We start from the raw sequence: 21,828 nt of genomic DNA, 5'->3' as shown, positions 1-21,828 counted from the left end.
CGCCCTCGTCGGTAAAACTGACCAGACGCGGCCTCCCTCGTCGCAGTACGGGCTGATTGCACGCGAGATGCGCTCTATCATGTATGTGCAGGCAGTGAGGCCTGAGGCTGTCACTGATAGGAAAGGGACGACAGGAAGAGACGCAATGACTGAGAAGACCGCGGAAGAACACTACGTACTTGCCATCGATCAGGGCACGACGTCCTCACGAGCCATTATCTTCAACCACGATGGGCAGATCGTGGCCGTCAGTCAGAAGGAACACGAGCAGATCTTCCCGAAGCCCGGATGGGTTGAACACGATCCACTCGAAATATGGAGCAACATTCGCATCTGCGTCGCGGACGTCCTGCAAAAAGCCGAAATCAACAGGCACGCGATCGCAGCCGTCGGCATCACGAACCAGCGCGAAACCGTTGTCGTGTGGGATAAGAACACCGGCGAACCCGTCTACAACGCGATCGTGTGGCAAGACGCGCGCACATCGCAAATCATTCGTGAGCTTGCAGGTGACGAAGGGAAGTCAAAGTACCGCGACATCTGCGGTCTCGACCTGTCGACCTACTACGCAGGCCCTGAGATCAAATGGATCCTCGACAACGTCGAGGGAGTCCGCGAACGCGCCGAAGCTGGTGACCTCCTGTTCGGCACCACCGACACCTGGACACTGTGGAACCTGACCGGCGGCGTCAACGGAGGTGCTCACAAGACTGACGTCACCAACGCGTCGCGCACCATGCTGATGGATATTCGCACACTCCAGTGGCGAGAAGACGTGTGCGAGGACTTCGGCATCCCTATGTCGATGCTTCCTGAAATCTGCTCCTCTTCTGAAATCTACGGATACGGTCGCAAGAACGGGCTGCTGATTGACACTCCGATCGCTGGAATCCTTGGTGACCAGCAGGCCGCCACCTTTGGGCAAGCGTGCTTCGACAAAGGCATGGCAAAGAACACGTACGGTACGGGCTGTTTCGTCATCATGAACACCGGTGAGGAGCCGGTCTTTTCAGAAAACGGTCTGCTCACCACCGTGTGCTACAAGATCGGTGACAACAAGCCGGTCTACGCCCTGGAAGGCTCGATTGCCGTAACAGGCTCACTGGTTCAATGGATGCGCGACAATCTGGGAATCATCAAGGACTCCAGAGACATTGAAGACCTGGCGAAAACAGTTGATGACAATGGTGGCGTGTACTTCGTACCCGCATTTTCCGGCCTGTTCGCACCGTACTGGAAGGACGATGCACGTGGCGCGATCGTGGGGCTGACGCGATACAACAACAAGGGACACCTGGCCCGTGCAGTTGAAGAAGCCACCGCTTTCCAGTCCCGCGAAGTCTTTGACGCGATGGAAGCGGACTCGGGTGTTGCGTTGAAGGAGCTGCGCGTCGACGGTGGCATGACGAATGACAATTTGCTTATGCAGTTCCAGGCCGATCAGCTGGGTGTGCCGATCGTTCGCCCGAAAGTCCTGGAGACAACAGCGCTAGGCGCCGCATACGCAGCAGGCATTGCCGTGGGCTACTGGGAGGGCGAGCAGGACGTCATCGACAACTGGTCGGAAGGAAAGCGCTGGGAACCAGGCGATGATCGCGACGAGTACGACCGCAACTACCGCCTGTGGAAGAAAGCCGTCACACGCACCTTCAATTGGGTAGATGAGGACGTCGAAAACGCCTGACCGCCATTCGCGCCTCACTTAATTGACGAGGGAGGCCGGCCGGAGCCCCATCTCAGGTGCAAACACGGGGAGAATTCGGTGAGAATCTGCTGACCCCTTCAGTGCTTGACTTCATACGGCGTGACCGTACTGCCCAGCGTCATGCAGGTGCGCCCGCACGCCTGGCTCCACGCGAGCACGGATTGAACCCGCGCGGACACCGAACCTCACCGTCTGCGTCAAAACCGGGTGAGCAGTGAGCTACCTTCGACAACGATGAATCCTCACGATCTCCCACTTGCAGACCAGATCCGCGCCACCCTCGCCCAGTGAACCGGAACGAGCGCTGATGACTGGTTCCTGGTGCTGCGCGCACGCCACGCCATGCACCTGGCCTTTGATGCGATCCGGCAGGCGCGGCGCGCCCGCTACGTCGTGACGCAGGCGTTCACGCGCGTCACGGCAATTAACCCGATTGTGTCCGCGGGTATGCTCCCGCGGTACGCCGATATTTCGCCCGACACGCTCTCGATCGACCCACAGACCTTGACGTTCCCGCCCTCGACGGGGGCGATCGTCCTCCAGCACACCTTCGGTATCGTGGACGATGGCGCATCCAAGGTGATCGTGGATCAGGCGCACGCAGCGGACGCCTTTGTTGTTGAAGACAGCGCACATTGCGTCGGACGCATGGCCACCGATCCGCAGACGCGGCGTCCCCTCGCGGATATTTCGATTCACTCTTTCGGCGCGGAAAAGGTCCTGCCCACGAAATTCGGTGCCGCACTGTGGCTCAATCCCGACACGGTTGATGCACCTGTGCGCCAGCTCCTCGTCGGCGCGCTGACGAACCTGCCTCAGCCTCGGGTCACTCTCGACACGGCAATTCGGACCTATCGTCTGCAAGATCGCGCCTACTCTCACCTGCCATCAGCGCTCTCAGGCAGGTTGCGGAGTGCGGCTCAGGCCGCACACCTTTTCTACCCGCCATGCTGACACGCAATGGCAGGGCGGATCCAACGGAAGACCGTACGCACCCTCACGCTGGGTGCTCGACCACATGAGCGAAGCACTCGCGGGTGTGGATGCCATTGAACGTGAACTGGCCGAGCGAACCGGCCACTACCTGCGTGCATTGTCAGCAATCCACACCGCCGCAACGGTTCCGGCTTCTGTCACCGCATCGATGCCGCTGATCCGCTTCCCTGTGATCCTCCAGCGCGATGGGTCCGGTCAGCCTATCGACCCAGAAGACATGTTCAGTGCGCTGCAGTCACAGGGCTTCTATCCGGGCAGGTGGTATCGGCCTCTCCTCTTCCCCGGTGTGCGCAGCCCGCGTACATACGAACTTGATTCTCACAGTGATGACCTTTCACGCACACGCCAGATCGAGCGTTCGATCATTAACTTGCGGACCCAGGAATCACGCGACCATGCTGAGCGACTGGCCGATGCGGCCGTACGCTGGCTCGCCGCTCATGAAGCGATTTGAGCGTCTTCCAGCTCAAGGAGCCACGCCTTGCGGTCAGTTCCCGCAGCGTATCCCGTCAACGAACCATCTGCCGCCACGACACGGTGACACGGGACGATGAGGGAGATGGGATTGCGCCCGACAGCCTGCCCGACAGCCTGAGGTGCCGGCCGGCCAGCCTGACAGGTCAGTTGACCAGCCTGACGTGCCAGCCCGCTGGCTCGCTGATCAGCAAGAGCATCGGCCAGGTCACCGTACGTGGTCGTCTGCCCGTAGGGAATTGCGAGGAGCTCGCGCCACACACTGACCTGGAAATCAGTGCCGACCAGGCGCAGCGCAGGCACCTCGTCGGGAATGTGGCCGGCAAAGTAGGTGTCCAGCCAGCGCGTTGTGCAGGTCAGGTTGTTCTGCGTCTTGATTGACGAGGGTGGCTCCAGCTCACTGATGTCATCGGTGTGCGTCATGCCGGCGATGGTGGAGCCGAAATGCTTCGCCCCCTCACACCACAGTCCGACGAGGTCACCACCTATGAAAGCCAGTGTCCAGGTGCCGATGGGTGAACGGTAGCGTGAGAGAAAAGCCGGGGCTGTGGGGGTCATGGTCGTCAGCCTACTGTGGGGCGCGTGAGTTCGCATTGAACATAGTTTTTCCCGTACAGTACACATCGTGACGAAATCTTTAGCTGTGTCAGAAAACGCTCGAGCCGAACGACCCGCAGTGATCCTGGCCAACCTCGGAACGCCGCAGGCACCCACAGCCCGGGCTGTGCGCCCCTTCTTGCGTGAATTCCTCTCCGACCGGCGCATCATTGAAATGCCTCCAGCAATCTGGCGACCGATCCTCGAAGGCATCATCTTGCGGGTGCGCCCTGCACGGTCTGCAAAACTCTACGAGTCGATCTGGCACACCGAGTCGAACTCCTCACCACTGATGTACTGGTCGCTGCGTCAGCGCGACGAACTGGCTGCGCGCCTCGACCATGTTGCCGACGTGCACCTGGCCATGCGCTACGGCGAACCATCGATCCGCAGCGTGCTTGATCAGCTGCGTGATCAGGGAGTGCAGCGCGTCCTCATCATTCCCGCCTACCCGCAGTACGCCTCCTCATCTACCGCGCCTGTCATCGATGAAGTTGCCCGCGACATGCTGAACGCTCGCAATCAACTGGAGATCCGCACCATTCGCTCCTTCCATGACGCCCCGGTGTATATCGAGGCGCTCGCGGCCGCCCTCGTCAATCACTGGGATGCGCGCGGCCGGCCCGATTTTGAAGGCGGCGACAAACTCGTCCTGTCCTTCCACTCAATACCCGAGGCGATGCACCGCGACGGAGACGTGTACCGCGACGAGTGCGAAACGACGGCTGAACTGCTGCGATCGCGCCTCAACCTGGATTCACAGTGGGTACTCACCCGCTACCAGTCCGTCTTTGGGCCGGCCAAGTGGATTGGGCCCGCCACCATCGACACGATGGGGGAACTTGGCGCAGTGGGCACCACCAGAGTGGACGTGATCTGCCCCGGGTTTGTCGCAGACTGCATCGAAACGCTTGATGAGATCGCACGCCTGAACCGTGATGCCTTCATCGAAGCTGGCGGTTCGCAGTTCCACTACGTGCCATGGGGCAACGATCTGCCCGGATGCATCGACACGTTCGAGGAGGTCGCCCGCACCGGCTTGGCCGGCTGGGTATAAGCCTCGTCGTCTGCCCGTTTGAGCGAGAGCCTCGTCAATTACCCGGCCGGGTGCGACGCCTCGCTCAGGCGCGTGAAAGCGCAGGTGATGGCCCACGACAATCCAAGTGCAATGAGTGCCGGAACCAGGATAGTTGCCCCCTGATGCGTAAACTCCAGCACAAGGGCGAGTGCGGTGAGCGGCGCACGCATCGATGAGCCCAGGAATGACATCGCTCCGATCAGCGCGCAGGCAGTGATTGAAATGTCGGGGAACATCGTCGACCACGCCAGTCCACCGACGGCGCCGAAGCCGGCTCCCAGTGCTATCCCCGGTGTCAGCGTTCCACCCCATGCACCTGATGCGATTGTGCCCAGCGTCGTGATGGCCTTGGCGCACGTGATGCTCAGGACAGGGACGAGGGCGGCCAGGGCATGCGCGTCGAATCCCGCCTGAGCAGTGGCCTGACCATTACCCATGACCTGCGGAATCCACACGGCGACCAGGCCGACCAGCGTGAAGACTACGGGTAGGGTGATCAGAACCAGAGGGGTTGTTGGGCGCAGGTCTTCAGCGCGTTTCACCAGGCGACTGAAACCCCATCCTGCTGTACCTAAGATTGGACCGGCGATAAGTGCCCACAGCAGCAGTGATGGTGTTGAAGTGGGTGCGGTGACCGTGTAGAACGGTTCGGGCCGGATGGGGCCTTGGGCGACCAGGACAGACAGGCCCGAGATCAGGCATGCACACCACAATGCCCGCGGGGTCAGAGAAACGATCAGAACTTCCAGGGCGAAAATTGCTCCTGAAATGGGGATTGAATACACAGCGGCCAGCCCTGCGCCTGCGCCGCATGCGACGATCAGGCGGCGATCCTGCGCGCTCAGTCCCAACCGGTCACAGCACCATCCTGACAGGGCTGCGGATACTTCACGCGGTGCCACTTCCCGGCCGATGGACGCACCGAGCGCCACAATGACAACCTGTGTGGTCGCGTGCGCGAATGTGGTCAAGAGCGGCATTTTCGCCCCGTTGACACCCTGGGTGACGGTGACGATCCCTCGTCTGGTGTGGTGCAGCAGTGCCCAGGAAACCCCGCCGATCGCACCTGCCAGAGCAAGAAATATGACGCGTCTGGACGAATCGGTTGACAGGACAGCCTCGATGAAGGTTGCGCTCTCACCGTAGGCGAGTCTTTCGATCAGGTGAAGCAGATGCGAAAAGAACCATCCGGTGATGCCAGCAATTGCGGCCGTGAAAATGACGGCCACGATGAGGCGAACGAGCGGAGTGCGGTGAGAGCTTTCACCGTCTGAGGGTACGTGCATCCATCTACCGTACGTTGGCTGCGCTTTGGTGCGCCAGCAGGGACGCGGTGAGGCGGGGCGGGGACAACGGCGCGTACTGTCAGGATTGATCAGTAACCTTCGCGTGGCGGGAATGGAGGTATTGAGCAATCCGGGTCAGAATTGCTGCGAACAGCGCCCCTAAAACAATTCCGCATGCCATTGATATCAGTGGTGAAGTGGAAATACGTGCACCGATTGTTCCGCTCAGGCCGTAGATGCAAGCCCAGATAAGGCAGGCGGGTGCATCGAGTAACGCAATATGGCGGAAAGGTATGCGCATTTTCCCCGCGCTGAGAAAAATCGCAATTCGCACAATGGGGACGAATCGACCCGTCGACAGGAGAATTCTCCATTGGCGCTCTGTTACTGCACTTAACCTCATATTGAGTTTCGGTAGACGACGGGACTTTTCAGGAAAGAGTCGACCGATCGCTGCCATTGTAAGGTCGCCTACAAGTGCCGCGCAGGCACAGCACACAATGAGGAATGTCAGGAACACAGGTTCACGGTATGCCGGAGTTGCCGACAGGGCGCTGATAACCGAACCAGAGGGAAGGACGGGGAAGAACCCGTCACCCCAGCATGCCAGGACGCACAGAACGAGGGAAAGCGGCTGATCGGAAAATGAAACGATGGCGGTTTCGATGCCGCTGATAAAGGACCAAAAGGAGCTCATTGCGGCAGGCCTGAAAAGCTCAGGGAATGCGACAACGTCGAATAGACTGGCGCAGGCCGGTGCTTCAATGAATTCACATGGTGATCATCGCACGGAATGGAAGTTAAACGCCATAGGGGAATCCCCTGAACAGTCCCTGAACCTAGTAGCAGGTTCTGCCCGATTTTGGTGTTCACCATGAACTTGTCAGCGATCTGAGAAAGTGCCTAATGTGAGGAAGCGGTTGATGCGAGAAAACGGCTGATACGAGAGAACGGTTGATGTGAGAAAACGGTTCACGCCACATTGCCAGATGAATTCAAATAAATGAAAACCGATTGAAGTGCTACTCTTTTTATTGTCGGAATTGGATTCTGCAGAAGGAATACTTTCAATGAAAAAGACAAAGGTTTTCTTGGTCGACGACATCGATGGCTCTGAAGCTGAACGGACGATTAGTTTTGCCTTCAACGGCATTTCCTACCAAATCGATCTGAATGCTGAACACGCGAACAAGATCGAAGACGATTTCGCGCAGTGGATTCGCCATGCGCGCCGGACCGGTGGCCGGGCTGTCACTCGCCGCAGCGGTGCGACCGCCGGCGCGTCCGATTCAGCGAAGATTCGCCAGTGGGCGCAGGATGAGGGTCTTGAGGTGTCACAGCGCGGACGTATCCCCGCCGACATTGTCGAGCAGTACCGTCAGGCGCATCAGTAAGAGCTGCCGATGAGGTGAAGGACAACCGCTCAGGCGGCGACCGGCCGTTGTTGAGTGGCTCGTATTGCCGACGCTGTGAAGTGATGTCGAAGGGTCCCGTGACAGCGGGCACGATCTTTGTGAGAATAGGACTATGACATACAAACTGGTATTGCTCCGCCATGGCGAGAGCGAATGGAATGCAAAGAACCTTTTCACCGGCTGGGTTGACGTACCCCTGTCAGAAAAGGGCCGCTCAGAGGCAACGCACGGAGGAGAGCTTCTCAAGGAAGCCGGCATCCTGCCTGACCTGCTGTTCACCTCGATGCTGCGTCGCGCCATCCAGACCGCCAACCTGGCCCTGGATGCCGCGGACCGTCACTGGATTCCCGTGGAGCGTTCATGGCGCCTTAACGAGCGTCACTATGGCGCTCTGCAAGGCAAGAACAAGAAGGAAATCCGCGACGAGTTCGGCGAGGAACAGTTCATGCAGTGGCGCCGTTCCTACGATGTGCCGCCGCCGGAGATCGAAAAGGGCTCGGAATTCTCGCAGGACGCCGACCCGCGCTATGCAGGCGAGCCGATTCCGTTGACCGAATGCCTCAAGGACGTGCTGGCCCGTTTGCTGCCGTACTGGAATGACACCATCGTTCCCGCGATTCGCTCCGGCAAGACCGTGATGGTTGCAGCCCACGGCAACTCACTGCGCGCCATCGTCAAGCACCTCGATGATATCTCCGACGACGACATCGCCGGCCTGAATATCCCGACCGGCATTCCGCTGGTCTACGAACTTGACGAGGAAACCCTCAAGCCCGTCAAGAAGGGCGGCACATACCTTGATCCCGATGCTGAGGCCAAGATCGCGGCCGTAGCAAACCAGGGCAAGTAAGTTTCATTCACGAGGGTTCCCACCCTCAAGGCTGGTGCCCCACCTCCCAAGGAGGTGGGGCACCAGCCTTTATGCGCATGTTGAAGGCGTCAGCGGGGTAATACGGTGTGTGAGCTCCGCGTTCGCCGGATATAGATTCGGCAGTTCCGCTTAGGCGGTTTGTGCGCCTTCCACGATGTACATCACCTGGTCCGCAACGGAAACAGCGTGATCACCGAAGCGCTCCAGGAAGCGGGCCGCGAGCGTCACGTCGATCACCTGAGCGCGAGTCAGATCATTGTCGTCATCGGTTGCCATGCGGCGAGCCTCGATCTGCAGGTCATCGAGAATGTCGTCATCGCGATGCATACGACGGGCCAGGTTCAGATCCTGGGTCTGGACAACCTTCTCCATCGAGTGTGCCATCTGCACGGCCGCGTCCGTCATCTTGGTGATGAGCGGTCGAGCCTGTGGGCAAATCCCCGGCTCCTGGTGGGGGTTGCGTGCGATCAAAGCCAGGTGGGCCGCAAGGTCGCCCTGACGCTCCATCGTCTGAGTCAGTCTCAGGCCCGCAACAATCAGGCGAAGATCGGATGCAACGGGGCCCTGTAGCAGCAGAAGGCTCACACAGGTTTCGTCGATGTGACGGGACAGTTGGTCGAGGCGGTCATCAGCGTCGCCTGTCTGCTCCGCCTTGATCATGTCACCTTCGCGCAGGGCCTGCGTTGCGCGTTCAATCGCGACGGTGACACCGGAGCTCATCCTCTCCAAATCGAGTCCAAGCTGCGTCAGTTCCTGTCGATATACAGTGCGCACAATGTCTCCTTCACGAAAAATCCACTGTAACTGTTTAAGTCCACCAAAGATAAGTGCCAAGTGTGTGCATATCGGGTTAATTTTTGGTTAACTCCTGCTTGCTTTTCGGGTATTGTTGCAGGAAATCTGCAGATGGCCCGTCACGAGTGGTGACGAAGAGGCAAACAGATCGATACAGTTATGTCTGTGTTGGACGCTATCACTCTCATCGTTGTCGCGCTGCTGGGTGTCCTCGTCGGCGCTGTCGGCGTAGGAGCCTTCCGGCTGTCTCAGCGTCAACAGGACGTCGAAAATGGAGTGGATCCGCAGTACACCCAGCCGCCTGTCGATCTGCTCGCCATGACTTCCGCTCTGCCCGGCATCGTGATCGTCGTTGACGCGGACAACAAGATTGTCCGCGCTGATGCCAAAGCGTATGCCAAAGGCCTGGCGCGTCACCAGGAACTGACGCACCCTGCCCTCATTGAAGTTGCCGCACGCGTGCGGGCCGAGGGAGTCCCGCTGACCACTGAGATGACGCTGCCACGCTCCGACCTTCCTGAAGCAGCTGAACTGTTCTTCCGAGTGCGGGTGGCCCCGCTGCCCGGTGACCTCCTCTTGATCGTGGCAGAGGATCTGACGATCCAACGACGCAACGAGGCTGCGCGTCGTGATTTTACTGCGAACGTGTCGCACGAGCTGAAAACACCTGTCGGGGCTGTGCGACTTCTGGCCGAAACGATCGCTGAAAACTCTGACGATTCTGAAGCAGTTGCCTACTTCGCGAGCCGACTGTCGAAAGAATCGGAACGACTGTCCACACTGGTGCAGGACATTATCGACCTGTCGCGCCTGCAATCACCTGATGCTCTGGATTCGCCCGACCTCGTCAGCGTCAAGCAAGTGATCAGCGAAGCGCTCCATCAGGAAGAATTCCCCGCCGAGCAGGCACGCATCGAGTTGCGCGGACCGGATCCTGCGCTCGAAGCCTACGTGTGGGGAGATAAGGACATGCTGGTGATGGCGGTCCGAAACCTCGTCGATAACGCTGTGCGGTACTCGCATCCGGATTCATGGGTGCGTGTCGACGCGGTACGCAACCAGGAACGAATCTGCATTCGCGTCATCGACACCGGTATCGGCATCTCATCTGAGCATCAGCAACGCATCTTTGAACGCTTCTTTAGAGTCGACACGGCGCGTTCACGTGAAACAGGGGGGACAGGACTGGGATTGTCAATCGTCAAACATGTTGCCAGTGATCACGGCGGAACAGTGACCGTTGCATCCCTCCCGGGTCGCGGATCAACGTTCACGCTAGTGTTACCTGAAGCAGAGATCGGTGAAAATGGAGACGAGCGTAAAGACAAGGACGCAAGATAATCATGACGGCAATTTTGATAATCGAAGATGAAGCCTCCTACCGTGAGCCACTCGCCTACAACCTGCGTCGGGACGGCTTTGACGTGGGCGAAGCATCCGACGGAAATGCTGGACTCGAAAAAGCGATCGATCCGAAATGGGATCTGATCTTGCTTGACCTTATGCTGCCGGGAATGTCGGGCACCGAAGTGTGCAGGAAACTCAGAAAAGTATCCAACGTTCCTGTCATCATGGTGACCGCGAAAGACGAAGTGGTCGAACGCATCGTCGGCCTGGAGATGGGTGCCGACGACTACATCACGAAGCCGTATTCCTACCGTGAATTGCTGGCCCGCATCCGTGCAGTATTGCGGCGCCAGGCTGGAACACTGGAGGATGAAGAAGAAGTCCTCGAAGTGGGAACAATCCGCCTGTGGGTAGACCGGCACGAAGTCACGGTGGACGACACATCCGTGTCGATGCCGCTGCGCGAATTCGAACTGCTGGAATTCCTCGCCCGCAACCCCGATCGAGTCCTGACGCGCTCGCAGCTGATGGATCGTGTGTGGGGAGTCGGAACGATCGGTGATTCAAAGACCCTGGACGTGCATGTCAAACGTCTGCGCGCTCGGATCGAGCCGGATCCATCCCACCCCGTCCGCCTGGTGACCGTTCGCGGACTGGGCTACAAACTGGTGTCGAATCCGCGCGACGAAAGCAAGTAAAAACGGCGCGCAGGTGTGTGCCGGCATCCCCGTGCGAAGGGGCGTGGAGCGAGCGAAGCGCTAGCATAACACCCCCACTGACTGTGTGTGCACGATTACTGGTAGAATGGCGGTATTGTTTAATACCAGCAGGAGTTTCTTTTATGACGTTCACCATCGGTCAAACGGTCGTCTACCCCCATCACGGAGCAGCCACGATCGAGGAGATCGCCACCCGAAAGATACGCGGTGAGGAAAAAACTTACTTAACACTGCGCGTCACGCAAGGTGACCTCAAGATTCAAGTGCCAGCTGACAACGTCGACCTCGTTGGCGTTCGAGATGTCGTCGATGAAGACGGGCTGGAAGAAGTCGTCTCCGTTCTGCGAGCACCTTATGTCGAAGAGCCGACGAACTGGTCACGACGCTTCAAAGCGAATCAGGAAAAAATCGCAACCGGCGACATCGTCAAAGTCTCCGAAGTTGTTCGTGACCTGACACGCCGCGACGCCAGCAAGAAGCTTTCCACGGGCGAAAAGCGCATGCTGACGAAAGCCCGCCAGATCCTGACTTCTGAGCTTGCTCTGGCCCGCGACATCGACAAGTCAGCAGCATCGGATCGCCTCGACTCGATCCTGGCTGAATCGGCCGAAACGGATGACAGTGCCGACGACGCCGGCACCGACACTCGCGAATCAGGCGACGACAAGTAGTGCCGTCAGCACCGCGCCCCTCCCGGCAGTGGCGCGGCACCTGAATTGCGACCATCCTGACATGAGCCAGCTGCGATCCCAGTCAACGACGCCATTGCAGGCGCCTGGATCCCACCACGCTGGCATCGTGTCAGCTGAACCTGCGCTCACTGAATCTGTGTCAACCGAATCTGCACGAGCAGAACCTGCACCTGTCAAGAGGCGCCTGTCTGTCCTGGCCGCAGCTGGCTCGGGCACCCGACTGGGACGGCACATGCCCAAAGCCCTCGTCGAAGTAGGCGGTGTACCGATGGTACTGCGCGCCCTTCGCGGCCTTGACGCTGCGGGAATCACGCACATTGCGGTCACCGCTCCGACAGACGCCCTCGTCGATTTTGAACAACTCATCGGGAGCGCGCTGCCCGACCTATCTGCCACCGTGCGAGTCGTCGCGGGAGGAGCGTCGCGTCAGGCGTCTGTGGCCGCAGGTTTGCGATCCCTTGAACAGTTCCGTCCTGACGCGCGCACACCTGTCCTGATCCACGACGCGGCGCGCTGCCTGACACCGCCGGCGCTCATCGGCCGCGTAGCCCGAGCCATTGAAAACGGTGCCAATGCCGTCATCCCAACCTTGCCAGTAACTGACACGATCAAACCGCTTGCCACCGGCACGCACATCGACGAGGGAGACGATGCGCTATCGCCCCTCGACCCGAGTATTGACCGCTCACGCCTGCGCGCTGTTCAAACTCCGCAAGGCTTCACGTGGGACGTCATATGCCGTGCTCACGAGTACGGAGCCAGCAGAGCAGCCGACGAATCGAGCGCCGCCACCGATGATGCAGGGCTGGTGGAAGCACTGGGACTGACGGTGATGTCGATTGCGGGCGACACGATGGCATTCAAAGTGACCACCGAGTTGGACATTGCCCTGGCGCAAGCCTGTCTAGATCACGGGTACGCGCCCGATGCGTGATACCTTGCAATCGCAGGTATCTGTCTGCGGCGCGCGCCGCACCCTTGCATAAGGAGATCCCATGTCACAACACGAGCAGTCCTTCGAGCATGCTCCCACTCCTTCTTCCACTTCGTCACACTCGACAGGTTCCACGCCTCCGTCAGGGTCACGCCACCACTGGGTTCTGTGGAACAAGAAAGTGGTCTCATGGGCTTTGTGGGACTGGGGCTCAGCCGCATTCAACGCCGTGGCAACAACGTTCGTCTTCTCTGTCTACCTGACAACTGACGGGGTGTTCGCCCCCAAAGTTGTTGCCAACGAGAACCTGTCACTGGGACTGACCCTTGCCGGCATCGTGATCGCTCTGCTAGCTCCCATCACGGGGCAGCGTGCTGATCGGCGCGGTAAAGGGGGAGTGTGGCTCGGCTGGTTCACCGCCATGGTGGTGCTGTGCATGCTCGCCATGTTCTTCGTGGCACCCAATTCCTCGCTCGGCCCAACCGGCGCGCTGTGGCTGGGAATCGGTCTGCTCGGCTTGGGTAACGTGTTCTTCGAGTTCGCCTCCGTCAACTACAACGCGATGCTCAACCACCTGGCTGATAAGTCAGCGATGGGACGAATCTCCGGATTCGGCTGGGGCCTCGGATACGTCGGCGGCATCGTGTTGCTGCTGATCCTCTTCGTCGGTTTCATCAACCCTGAAGTCGGCTGGTTCGGCGTGACAGGTGAAAACGGGCTGAATATTCGCGTCGCAATGGTGGTCTCAGCCATCTGGTTCGCCGTCTTCTCTCTGCCGGTCGTCCTTAACCCGCCCAAACCGAAGAATGTGTCCACCAGCGATACCCATGAGTCTCTGATCGATTCCTACAAGCTGCTGTGGTCAACAGTGAAGTCTCTGGCGCGCACATCACGCCACACCTTGATGTTCCTGATCGCGTCGGCTGTTTTCCGCGATGGCCTGGCTGGGGTGTTCACATTTGGCGCAATCCTGGCAGGGTCCGTGTTCGGCTTTTCCGCCTCCGAAGTCATCCTCTTTGCCATTGCCGCCAACGTTGTCGCCGGCCTGGCAACCATTGGCTTCGGTGCGCTTGACGACTGGATCGGCCCCAAGCGCGTCATCATCCTGTCCCTGGTGTGCATGGTGACCTCCGGGTTGCTGGTGTTCTTCTTCCACTCATTCGGCAAGCCGATCTTCTGGGTCCTGGGTCTGATCCTGTGCGTCTTTGTCGGCCCGGCACAGTCGGCCTCGCGCTCCTTCCTGGCGCGCATGATTCCGGCAGGTCGCGAAGGCGAAGTATTCGGCCTGTACGCCACGACCGGCCGAGCTGTCTCCTTCCTCTCACCTGCCCTGTACTACCTGGCCATCAAACTGGGGCGCGCCGTCACACCACCGGACGTGGACGCCACTCACTGGGGCATTCTCGGCATCGTCGTGGTACTGCTGGCTGGCCTTCTGCTGCTCATTCCGATTCGCCAGGAATCCGCGCATCTGAACATTTATCAGGACAGCACGCCGTCACAGGGGTGATACTGGAAGCACGTTCCTGGAAGCCGCGCGGTGAAGGCGCCCTCGTCAACGAAGGGAAAATACATGTCCGCTCCACGTCTGCGCATGTACAGCGCGCCGCCCTCGCAAGTCGTGCTCGCCTTGAACCACCTGCGCGACAAGACCGGGATCCCCACCGAGTTTTCCGACGAGGCGCAGCACGAAGCTGACCTTGCGGCCTCCCATTGGCATTCCAGCGGCGTTGAGCGCTTCATTGCCGAGGGTGCCCGCGACGCGCGTGACATCCCGTTCGTCACCATCGACCCGCATGGTTCCCGTGATCTGGATCAGGCTGTGGCGTGTGTGCGACTGGACGGTGACGATGACGGCGAGCGCAGCGCCTCGCGGGCAGGGCGAGCCACCTTTCGCGTTTACTATGCGATCGCCTCACTGGCAACATTCGTGTGGCCTGACGGGGCGTTGGACCATGCTGTGCGTGAGCGTGGATCAACCGTATACGCGCCCGATGAGGTCACGCCATTGCATCCGGATGTGTTGTGCCATGATGCTGCCTCACTTATTCCGGATGCGGATCGCCCCTCGTGCCTGTGGACCATTGACCTGGACGATGACGGCAACGTGGTGAAAGCGAACGTGGAGCGGGCTGTGATCCGTTCGCGGGCACAACTGGACTACGACGGTGTTCAGCGCGCAGTCGACGGCAAGGGCGACCTGCCTGATGTGGTTCCAGCTGACTTTATTGACAACTTGGCTCACGTCGGTCAGGCTCGTGAGCAGCGTGAAATCGAACGCGGCGGTATTTCGATGAACGCGCCTGAGCAGGAAATTGAGGAGCGCGACGACGGCCAGTTCGAGTTGACGTACCGCGCGACGCTGCCCGTTGAAGAATGGAATGCTCAGATCTCGCTTCTGACCGGCATGTGTGCGGCTGACATGATGCGCCGGGCAGGGATCGGTATTTTGCGTGTCATGCCGCCTGCAACCGACCGTGACATTACCCGCCTGCGGCGCGTGGCCGAGGCACTGGATCTGGAATGGCCTGTTGAACAGACCTATCCCGACTTTGTGCGATCGCTCGATTCGGCCGAGCCGGCTCACGCGGCGTTTATGAGCCAGGCGCGCACACTGTTCCGCGGCGCGGGGTACACGGCGTTTGACCGGGGGGCACCCACCGGTGATGAAGCGATCCACGGAGCGATCGCTGCGCCGTATGCGCATGTGACCGCACCGCTTCGCCGTTTGGTGGACCGCTACGGTGAGGAAGTGTGCCTGTCGATTTGCGCCGGTGTTGACGTGCCGACGTGGGTACGTGACCGTTTGCCTGAGTTGCCCACCATCATGGCTCAGACGACTCAGAAAGTGCGCACCGTTGAAAACGGAGCGGTTGCCGCGCTGGAGGCGATGGTGCTGGCTGGTCATGAAGGCGAGCTGTTTGATGCGGTGGTCACCAGTGTGAACAAGGAGCGGGCAGAGATCATCGTGTCGGATCCGGCTGTGATTTCACGCGTCGATATTCAGGGAATCGAGGATGCTCCTTCCTTGGCTGGCAAGCGCGTGCAGGTCAGGCTCGAGAAGGTCGACCCTGCCGCTCCGTCGGTGGAGTTCGCCCTCGCCATCGATGGGTCTGAGGCCGATCGGCGCTGACGGTGCCGCTAGGGTGTGCCCTCGCTGACGGTGCCCATAGAAATGCCCTCGTTGCCGAATGACAGTCAGCTGTGGTTGTGCCGGTGCGCGCGGCGCCCGCGGCCACCCTCGTCAATCAAAAACCAGACCCTGGAGCCGTCGACATTGCGTAGATCAGTGCGCTTGCCTGCGCTGCCAGCCCTTCGCCGCGTCCAGTAAACCCGAGCCCGTCGGTCGTGGTGGCCGATACGGATACAGGGGCGCCGACGATATCTGACAATGTACGTTCGGCTTCCTTCAGGCGCGATGCCATTCGCGGGCGGTTACCGACCACCTGCAGGCTCACATTCGCAACGGCGAAACCGGCCTGCGTGACCATCCGCAGGACCTCTGTGAGGAATGCGCGCCCTGATGCGCCCTTCCACTCGGGGCGGTCCGTGCCGAAGTTGGATCCCATGTCGCCCAGGTGTGCGGCTGACAACAGTGCATCGCAGATGGCATGCGCCGCCACATCACCATCGGAATGACCTGCCAGCACCGCCTCACCTGGCCATTCCATGCACGCCAGCATCAAGACGTCGGTATGCGGCTGCTCGTTGCCACTTCCGTGAATGTGCTGGGTGTCGGTTCCGCGCGCTTGCTGAGCGTCACTGGTCTGTCCTCGCTGGCTATCATCTCTGCGCACCTGCGAGCTTTCTGCAGCCTGTCCCGGCTGGCTGCCGCCAGGGTGCGGATTCTCAGCGAACGCGTGAACGTCAATGGCGTGGCCGATGCGGAATGGGCACGCCTGCGGCGTCTGCGCGTTGCCTGCTGCGGCGTTACTTGCTGCCGCGTTGCCTGCTGCCGCTTTACTTGCTGCCGTGTTGCTTGCTGCGGCGTTGCCTGCTGCCGCGTTGCCTGCTGCGGCGTTGCGAGAATAATTGGTCCGGTGCGCGGTGCTCATAAGGTCAGCTTAGTATCCACCCTCGCCCGCGGGATGAGTTGCAGCCGTCACGAGGTATGGGCGGTGCCGGTCGTTTGCCCTTCCGCCCTGGCGCCAGCGCATACTCTGGATTTAACTTCGCCGGGTGCACATACTCGTGAAATTGGGCCTTCCTCGTGCACATACCCCTAAAAAGTCTTGTAAAAATGCACAATCCCCTAGATTTAACGCGTGAGGCTCGAGGCCGCCGGAAGCTACTGACGGCTGACCTGCGGAAATAGGTTTTGTCCTTTTGGGGTGCCGACTTTAGCTAGGGGTATGTGCAATTTCTGCGTTAAATCTAGGGGAATGTGCATCAAGACCGTGAAGATTTAGGGGAATGTGCAACGCAGGCACGAAGATCTAGGGTGTTGTGTTGCATCGGCGGCTGATTTGTCGCATGAGCGCACGAGAAAAGGGGTCGCGGAGACGCAGGGAGAAGAGCAAAGCGCGACACGACGCGCGAAAAAGCGGAGGTATGCCCGCTGCTGAGGAGAGCTGCACTATCCGGGCGGTGCTGAGGAAAACTGGCGATCGGCGGAACTGCTGAAGAGAACTTTGCGTGCGTACGCCCGCTCCATGTGGAGGCGAATTTCAGCCACGATGCGTTCAGGCGAGCGCAGATCCTTCCACACAAAACGCAAAACGGTGAAACCTGCGGCCTCAAGCTTTTTCTGGCGGTATTGCTGAGCTTCCAAGCTGGCGAAAATGTCGTCGGTATCAGTTCCGTGTTTCGAACGCCCATCAAACTCGATGGCGATACGAAGGTCTGGAATTCCAAAATCTGTGAAGAACGTGTAGCCGTCATGCAGCACTTTCATCTGCGTGCAGACCTCCGTGATGCCACCTTCGCGCATGATCCATAGCAAGTGTCGTTCTGCAACGGATTCACACGCGGCGTCTGCACCCTCGATGATGTGCGAAAGGTGTTTCTTGTTACGAGTCCGTTCAGGCAATTTGCGTGCGAGTAAAAGTAGATCTTTGCGGACCGCATCCTCTCGCTTCCGAGACATGTCGTATTCCCGCCGGTCGAAGCGAGACAGGATGCGCAGAACTCCACACATGACGACGTGGCTATTCGCCGTATCGTCTAGAACTCCAGTTGAAATAGCGGCGTCTTTCAGTGAACAGCAACGAATCCCATGAGGAAATGTGACCGGTTCGCTTAACAGCTGCCGGTTATGTCTACGCACGGTTATCGCTGGGATAACGTCGTTTTCAGACAGCTGGACCGGGGGCAGAAAACTTGTCGATGTGGTCGAATTCAGGGGCGCTGGATGCAAGAGATCGATTGTTATCAGCGAGGAGAGAGTGCTGATGCCGTGGACGACGCATGCGGCTTGGCCAATTACGATGCATTTGCTGTGTCGGTAGCGCGTGAGAATCCATGCTCGCGCCCGATTAATGAAATTGATAACTGCCCACTTGTCGGGTAGCTCCTCCAGTATGTATCGAGCAACGTAGAAACCTTTTCCTAAGGCGATGAGATTCATCGAGGTGGCTTTTTCTTGCGAGATGCGTCTGTCGCGAGATGATCGGATCAGGATCTTGTCAAAGTCGAATGCAACAGCAGGCATCGGTGCTCCTCTGGTTTGGACTGTGTACCCAAGTGAGATGTGGTTGCAATGGTCGGATTTACGGTGCTCAGGATAGAAGTAGCTCGCGCGCAAGAATAGGTCGAGGCGACAGTCTGTGGATGGCGGGCTGCGCAGGGCGGGGCGTGGATGAAGTCAGATAGGGCCAGAGACTGACGGGCGCGGGCAGCCCCATTGCGCGTGGGTTGCAGCGCGTCGGCGGAAGAGGGGCCGGTGGCGCATATGGCAACCCTCGGGCGGGCGCGGATCGCAGGACGAAGATGAGGAATGCGCGCGCGGCGCATTACGATAAGAGGCATGACGCTGTATCTGCACGATTCGAAGAAGGCCGCACTGGCTCCGCTGGAGCCTGTCCACCCCGGACACGTCGGGATTTACCTGTGCGGTGCCACCGTGCAGGGCTCCCCGCACATCGGGCACCTGCGCAGCGCGGTCGCCTTCGACACGCTGATCCGCTGGCTGCGCCGCAACGGCACGCAGGTGACCTACATTCGCAACATCACCGACATTGATGACAAGATCCTCGCCAAATCAGCTGAAGCAGGAGTGCAGTGGTGGGCGTGGGCGTCTCGATTCGAGCGCGAATTTGCCGATGCGTATGCGACCCTCGGCGTGCTGCCACCCACCTTTGAGCCGCGCGCCACTGCCCACATCCCTGACCAGATCGCGCTGGTGGAGCGCCTGATTGAACGTGGACATGCGTACGTGGACGGCCAGGGCAATGTGTATTTCGACGTTCATTCGCAAGAAGATTACGGCTCGCTGACCCGTCAGAAACTGGACGATATGCGTTCTACGGAAGATGACGCGCAGATCGACCAGGATGTCGAAGCAGGCAAACGCGATCCGCGCGACTTCGCCTTGTGGAAGGCTGCCAAACCCAGCGAACCAGCCACCGCCTCGTGGGATTCTCCGTGGGGACGAGGGCGGCCGGGTTGGCACCTGGAATGTTCGGCTATGTCGAAGCGTTACCTGGGCGAAGAATTCGACATCCACGGGGGCGGCATTGACCTGCGATTCCCGCACCACGAAAACGAGCAGGCACAGTCACACGGAGCCGGATGGGGATTTGCCCGCATGTGGGTTCATAATGCCTGGGTCACCATTAAGGGTGAGAAGATGGCGAAATCCGTGGGCAACGTTCTGTCCGTGGATGCGCTGACGCAGCAGGCACCCGCTCTGGCTGTGCGCTGGGCATTGTCAACAGTGCATTACCGTTCAGCCTTGGAATGGGGACCCGACACGTTGCCGGCGGCTCAAGCGGCATCTGAAAAGTTCATTACCTTTGCTCTCAAGAGTGCGGAAGCTGCAGGCGAAGCAACCGTCGAAGAACTGCAGCTGGGGGAGAAAGATCTGCCTGAAGGGTTCGTCAATGCTTTGAACGATGACCTGAACGTCGCCGGCGCCCTCGCCGTGATTTACGAACACCTCAAAGTCGGTAACCAGGCCCTGGCCAGCGGCGACACAGAGGCAATTCGCCGCGAACACGTCCTCGTGCGATCCATGCTGGATCTGCTGGGCGTGGATCCCCTGTCCGATCAGTGGAAGGCCACCACTCGCGGGGAAACTGGAGCAACGACAGGCACGAACGGCAGCGGATCAAACGGCGCAATGGACGCCCTCGACAATCTTGTGACCGGTATTTTGAACGAGCGTGCGCAAGCCCGAGCAGATAAAGACTGGACGCGAGCCGACCAGCTGCGAGACACGCTGACCGAAGCCGGCATCACGGTGGAGGACGGCAAAGACGGCGCGACCTGGCACCTGGCAGCCGACTAAACCTTCTCGCCGCGCACACCAGCTCTCGCCAGCACAGCTTGGTCGGCACAGCTAAGACGGCAAGACTAGATGGCACGCGGAGCGTCGTGCTGCGGGTTCACACAGCGACGCCGGCGCCTAGCGGCACAAATGTGGCAAGGATCCACGAAAATGCACTCGAATGTGGGGCGGGCCGTACGATAAAGTGAAGGACTTGCACGGCGCGAATCGCCACATCACCAGGTGAGGCGGCTGGAAGCATCCATTGAGCACCTCACGTAGCATCCGTATGTGCAGCCGTGCTCAAGCCCGCGATCAGCATAAGAAGGCAGGAGTCAACAGATGGCAAGTAATTACGGTCGACGTGGAGCCATCCGCAAACCTAACTCCAAGAAGGGGCCACGCGTAGGAACCGGCGGCCATTCACGCCGGGGTCTGGAGGGTAAGGGCCCCACTCCGAAAGCTGAGGATCGCGTCTACCACGCCGCCCACAAGCGCAAAGTTGCCCGTGAAAAGCGTGAGCAACAGGAAGCAGCGCTGGCACGTGCCCGCTCCAGGACCTCTATCAAGATTCCCGAAGGCCACGAGCTGATCTGTGGGCGTAACCCCGTTGCCGAAGCAGCTCAGGCAGGCGTGCCGATTCTGCGCGTCTTCATTTCACCGACCACAACGGCCGATGAGCGACTCGAATCCGTGATCCGCACAGCATCCTCTCTGGGAGCGCCGGTGATTGAAGTGACCAGGCGCGACCTGGACGTTGCAACGGATGGTGCCGTGCATCAGGGAGTAGCTGCCGAGGTGGACGCCTACGACTATGCGGATGCAGACGAACTGCTTGGTGACCTGCTTCAGCAGAGTGAGCCGCCCATGGTGGTGGCACTTGACCAGGTGACGGACCCGCACAATCTGGGTGCGACGTTGCGTGCTGCTGGCGCATTTGGCGCGGGAGGCGTGGTGATTCCGCAGCGCCGCTCGGCAGGTGTGAACGCCACCGTGTGGAAGGTGTCCGCTGGTGCAGCCGCGCGCGTCCCGGTTGCGCAGGTGTCCAACCTTGTACAGTTTCTGCGTGTCGCCAAAAAGGCCGGGTACTTCGTGGTCGGATTGGACGGCGGGGGTGACCAGTCGATCCGCCGCCTGCCCTTGTCGACCGAGCCACTGGTTATTGTCACGGGTGCGGAAGGGGCTGGACTGTCACGCCTGGTGCGCGACACCTGCGACCAGATCGTGTCGATTCCGATCAGCTCCACCGTTGAGTCTTTGAACGCGTCGGTTGCCACGGGCATCGCGTTGTACGAGGTGGCGGCCACGCGCGCCGACGCTCGCTGACAGGTACGCCGAGGTTATGCGGTGATGTCGCTGCCTAGAATAACCTTCGTACGTTTTTGGCGAGATCACCAATACCGGTTAATCTCCAACTGAGCAGGAGTGCGTCCCGAAGTGCTGCTTGGGCAGGGGATGCGTCGCCTCGCTTGCGATTCGCTGATTCAGCGATC

The 21,828-nt window shown here is 59.7% G+C and carries 20 protein-coding genes; 14 read left to right on the top strand and 6 right to left on the bottom strand.

All coding sequences use genetic code 11. The features are described from left to right. Positions 1-145: 145 nt before the first annotated feature. The 3 genes from glpK to AC1EJ1_RS04770 all read left to right on the top strand — a co-directional run bounded on the left by glpK (position 146) and on the right by AC1EJ1_RS04770 (position 3,155). A complete protein-coding gene (gene glpK / locus AC1EJ1_RS04780) occupies positions 146-1,684 on the top strand; it encodes a glycerol kinase GlpK (RefSeq protein WP_058237737.1) in 1,539 nt (512 codons plus the stop codon). Between the two features lie 342 nt (positions 1,685-2,026). Beyond that, a complete protein-coding gene (locus tag AC1EJ1_RS04775; RefSeq protein ID WP_480295432.1) occupies positions 2,027-2,659 on the top strand; it encodes a DegT/DnrJ/EryC1/StrS family aminotransferase in 633 nt (210 codons plus the stop codon). A 64-nt stretch (positions 2,660-2,723) separates the two neighbouring features. Beyond that, positions 2,724-3,155: a hypothetical protein gene (locus AC1EJ1_RS04770; RefSeq protein WP_070728078.1), complete on the top strand. Its 432-nt coding sequence runs from the start codon at positions 2,724-2,726 to the stop codon at positions 3,153-3,155. Here the strand turns inward: AC1EJ1_RS04770 and AC1EJ1_RS04765 are convergent. Beyond that, on the bottom strand, positions 3,140-3,733 hold the full coding sequence (locus AC1EJ1_RS04765) for a methylated-DNA--[protein]-cysteine S-methyltransferase (protein WP_070728081.1): 594 nt from the start codon (positions 3,731-3,733) through the stop codon (positions 3,140-3,142). The two genes, AC1EJ1_RS04770 and AC1EJ1_RS04765, sit on opposite strands and share 16 nt — an antisense overlap. A gap of 64 nt (positions 3,734-3,797) precedes the next feature. On the opposite strand from AC1EJ1_RS04765, the gene hemH reads away from it, so the two are divergent. Then, entirely contained in the window at positions 3,798-4,829 is a 1,032-nt protein-coding gene (hemH, locus tag AC1EJ1_RS04760) for a ferrochelatase (protein ID WP_070728083.1), read from the top strand. 38 nt (positions 4,830-4,867) lie between these two features. Here the strand turns inward: hemH and AC1EJ1_RS04755 are convergent, their stop codons facing one another. Together AC1EJ1_RS04755 and AC1EJ1_RS04750 are read right to left on the bottom strand one after the other, a co-directional pair. Beyond that, complete coding sequence (locus AC1EJ1_RS04755) at positions 4,868-6,136, bottom strand: chloride channel protein (RefSeq protein ID WP_070728086.1); 1,269 nt, start codon at positions 6,134-6,136, stop codon at positions 4,868-4,870. Between the two features lie 79 nt (positions 6,137-6,215). Continuing rightward, complete coding sequence (locus AC1EJ1_RS04750; protein ID WP_480295430.1) at positions 6,216-6,833, bottom strand: DedA family protein; 618 nt, start codon at positions 6,831-6,833, stop codon at positions 6,216-6,218. Between the two features lie 373 nt (positions 6,834-7,206). On the opposite strand from AC1EJ1_RS04750, the gene AC1EJ1_RS04745 reads away from it, so the two are divergent. Both AC1EJ1_RS04745 and AC1EJ1_RS04740 read left to right on the top strand, forming a co-directional pair. Then, positions 7,207-7,530 (top strand): histone-like nucleoid-structuring protein Lsr2, encoded by a 324-nt coding sequence (locus tag AC1EJ1_RS04745; protein ID WP_070728091.1) that lies wholly within the window; start codon positions 7,207-7,209, stop codon positions 7,528-7,530. A 133-nt stretch (positions 7,531-7,663) separates the two neighbouring features. Then, positions 7,664-8,401, top strand: coding sequence for a phosphoglyceromutase (locus tag AC1EJ1_RS04740; protein WP_058237742.1), 738 nt, complete (start codon positions 7,664-7,666; stop codon positions 8,399-8,401). Positions 8,402-8,551: 150 nt separating this feature from the next. On the opposite strand, the gene phoU is transcribed toward AC1EJ1_RS04740, so the two are convergent. Next, positions 8,552-9,196, bottom strand: coding sequence for a phosphate signaling complex protein PhoU (gene phoU / locus AC1EJ1_RS04735; protein ID WP_058237743.1), 645 nt, complete (start codon positions 9,194-9,196; stop codon positions 8,552-8,554). Between the two features lie 186 nt (positions 9,197-9,382). On the opposite strand from phoU, the gene AC1EJ1_RS04730 reads away from it, so the two are divergent. The 6 genes from AC1EJ1_RS04730 to AC1EJ1_RS04705 all read left to right on the top strand — a co-directional run bounded on the left by AC1EJ1_RS04730 (position 9,383) and on the right by AC1EJ1_RS04705 (position 16,042). Then, a complete protein-coding gene (locus tag AC1EJ1_RS04730) occupies positions 9,383-10,558 on the top strand; it encodes a sensor histidine kinase (RefSeq protein ID WP_162272387.1) in 1,176 nt (391 codons plus the stop codon). A gap of 2 nt (positions 10,559-10,560) precedes the next feature. Next, positions 10,561-11,262: a response regulator transcription factor gene (locus AC1EJ1_RS04725; protein ID WP_058237745.1), complete on the top strand. Its 702-nt coding sequence runs from the start codon at positions 10,561-10,563 to the stop codon at positions 11,260-11,262. A 143-nt stretch (positions 11,263-11,405) separates the two neighbouring features. Further along, complete coding sequence (locus AC1EJ1_RS04720; protein WP_058237746.1) at positions 11,406-11,954, top strand: CarD family transcriptional regulator; 549 nt, start codon at positions 11,406-11,408, stop codon at positions 11,952-11,954. A gap of 61 nt (positions 11,955-12,015) precedes the next feature. Then, positions 12,016-12,909, top strand: coding sequence for an IspD/TarI family cytidylyltransferase (locus AC1EJ1_RS04715; protein WP_082628654.1), 894 nt, complete (start codon positions 12,016-12,018; stop codon positions 12,907-12,909). A gap of 61 nt (positions 12,910-12,970) precedes the next feature. Continuing rightward, positions 12,971-14,419, top strand: a complete 1,449-nt coding sequence (locus tag AC1EJ1_RS04710; RefSeq protein WP_082628655.1) for an MFS transporter — start codon at positions 12,971-12,973, stop codon at positions 14,417-14,419. A 63-nt stretch (positions 14,420-14,482) separates the two neighbouring features. Beyond that, positions 14,483-16,042, top strand: coding sequence for an RNB domain-containing ribonuclease (locus tag AC1EJ1_RS04705; protein WP_070728096.1), 1,560 nt, complete (start codon positions 14,483-14,485; stop codon positions 16,040-16,042). A gap of 115 nt (positions 16,043-16,157) precedes the next feature. Here the strand turns inward: AC1EJ1_RS04705 and ispF are convergent, their stop codons facing one another. Together ispF and AC1EJ1_RS04695 are read right to left on the bottom strand one after the other, a co-directional pair. Continuing rightward, positions 16,158-16,634, bottom strand: coding sequence for a 2-C-methyl-D-erythritol 2,4-cyclodiphosphate synthase (ispF, locus tag AC1EJ1_RS04700; protein ID WP_480295519.1), 477 nt, complete (start codon positions 16,632-16,634; stop codon positions 16,158-16,160). An 851-nt stretch (positions 16,635-17,485) separates the two neighbouring features. After that, entirely contained in the window at positions 17,486-18,559 is a 1,074-nt protein-coding gene (locus tag AC1EJ1_RS04695) for an endonuclease domain-containing protein (RefSeq protein ID WP_480295428.1), read from the bottom strand. A 315-nt stretch (positions 18,560-18,874) separates the two neighbouring features. Here AC1EJ1_RS04695 and cysS point away from each other — a divergent pair, with 315 nt between their 5' ends. Next, positions 18,875-20,356: a cysteine--tRNA ligase gene (gene cysS / locus AC1EJ1_RS04690; protein WP_058237749.1), complete on the top strand. Its 1,482-nt coding sequence runs from the start codon at positions 18,875-18,877 to the stop codon at positions 20,354-20,356. A gap of 321 nt (positions 20,357-20,677) precedes the next feature. Continuing rightward, entirely contained in the window at positions 20,678-21,661 is a 984-nt protein-coding gene (gene rlmB / locus AC1EJ1_RS04685) for a 23S rRNA (guanosine(2251)-2'-O)-methyltransferase RlmB (protein ID WP_058237750.1), read from the top strand. Positions 21,662-21,828 lie beyond the last annotated feature (167 nt).

The sequence above is a fragment of the Pauljensenia sp. C0170B4 genome (genome assembly GCF_056590235.1).
This window is presented reverse-complemented; position numbering and strand designations above follow the sequence as displayed.

Coding starts and splice junctions, on each gene's coding strand:
- glpK (WP_058237737.1), top strand. CDS start 146: ATGACTGAGAAGACCGCGGAAGAACACTACGTACTTGCCATCGATCAG.
- AC1EJ1_RS04770 (WP_070728078.1), top strand. CDS start 2,724: ATGAGCGAAGCACTCGCGGGTGTGGATGCCATTGAACGTGAACTGGCC.
- AC1EJ1_RS04765 (WP_070728081.1), bottom strand. CDS start 3,733: ATGACCCCCACAGCCCCGGCTTTTCTCTCACGCTACCGTTCACCCATC.
- AC1EJ1_RS04755 (WP_070728086.1), bottom strand. CDS start 6,136: ATGCACGTACCCTCAGACGGTGAAAGCTCTCACCGCACTCCGCTCGTT.
- AC1EJ1_RS04750 (WP_480295430.1), bottom strand. CDS start 6,833: ATGAGCTCCTTTTGGTCCTTTATCAGCGGCATCGAAACCGCCATCGTT.
- AC1EJ1_RS04745 (WP_070728091.1), top strand. CDS start 7,207: ATGAAAAAGACAAAGGTTTTCTTGGTCGACGACATCGATGGCTCTGAA.
- AC1EJ1_RS04740 (WP_058237742.1), top strand. CDS start 7,664: ATGACATACAAACTGGTATTGCTCCGCCATGGCGAGAGCGAATGGAAT.
- AC1EJ1_RS04725 (WP_058237745.1), top strand. CDS start 10,561: ATGACGGCAATTTTGATAATCGAAGATGAAGCCTCCTACCGTGAGCCA.
- AC1EJ1_RS04720 (WP_058237746.1), top strand. CDS start 11,406: ATGACGTTCACCATCGGTCAAACGGTCGTCTACCCCCATCACGGAGCA.
- AC1EJ1_RS04715 (WP_082628654.1), top strand. CDS start 12,016: ATGAGCCAGCTGCGATCCCAGTCAACGACGCCATTGCAGGCGCCTGGA.
- AC1EJ1_RS04710 (WP_082628655.1), top strand. CDS start 12,971: ATGTCACAACACGAGCAGTCCTTCGAGCATGCTCCCACTCCTTCTTCC.
- AC1EJ1_RS04705 (WP_070728096.1), top strand. CDS start 14,483: ATGTCCGCTCCACGTCTGCGCATGTACAGCGCGCCGCCCTCGCAAGTC.
- AC1EJ1_RS04695 (WP_480295428.1), bottom strand. CDS start 18,559: ATGCCTGCTGTTGCATTCGACTTTGACAAGATCCTGATCCGATCATCT.
- cysS (WP_058237749.1), top strand. CDS start 18,875: ATGACGCTGTATCTGCACGATTCGAAGAAGGCCGCACTGGCTCCGCTG.
- rlmB (WP_058237750.1), top strand. CDS start 20,678: ATGGCAAGTAATTACGGTCGACGTGGAGCCATCCGCAAACCTAACTCC.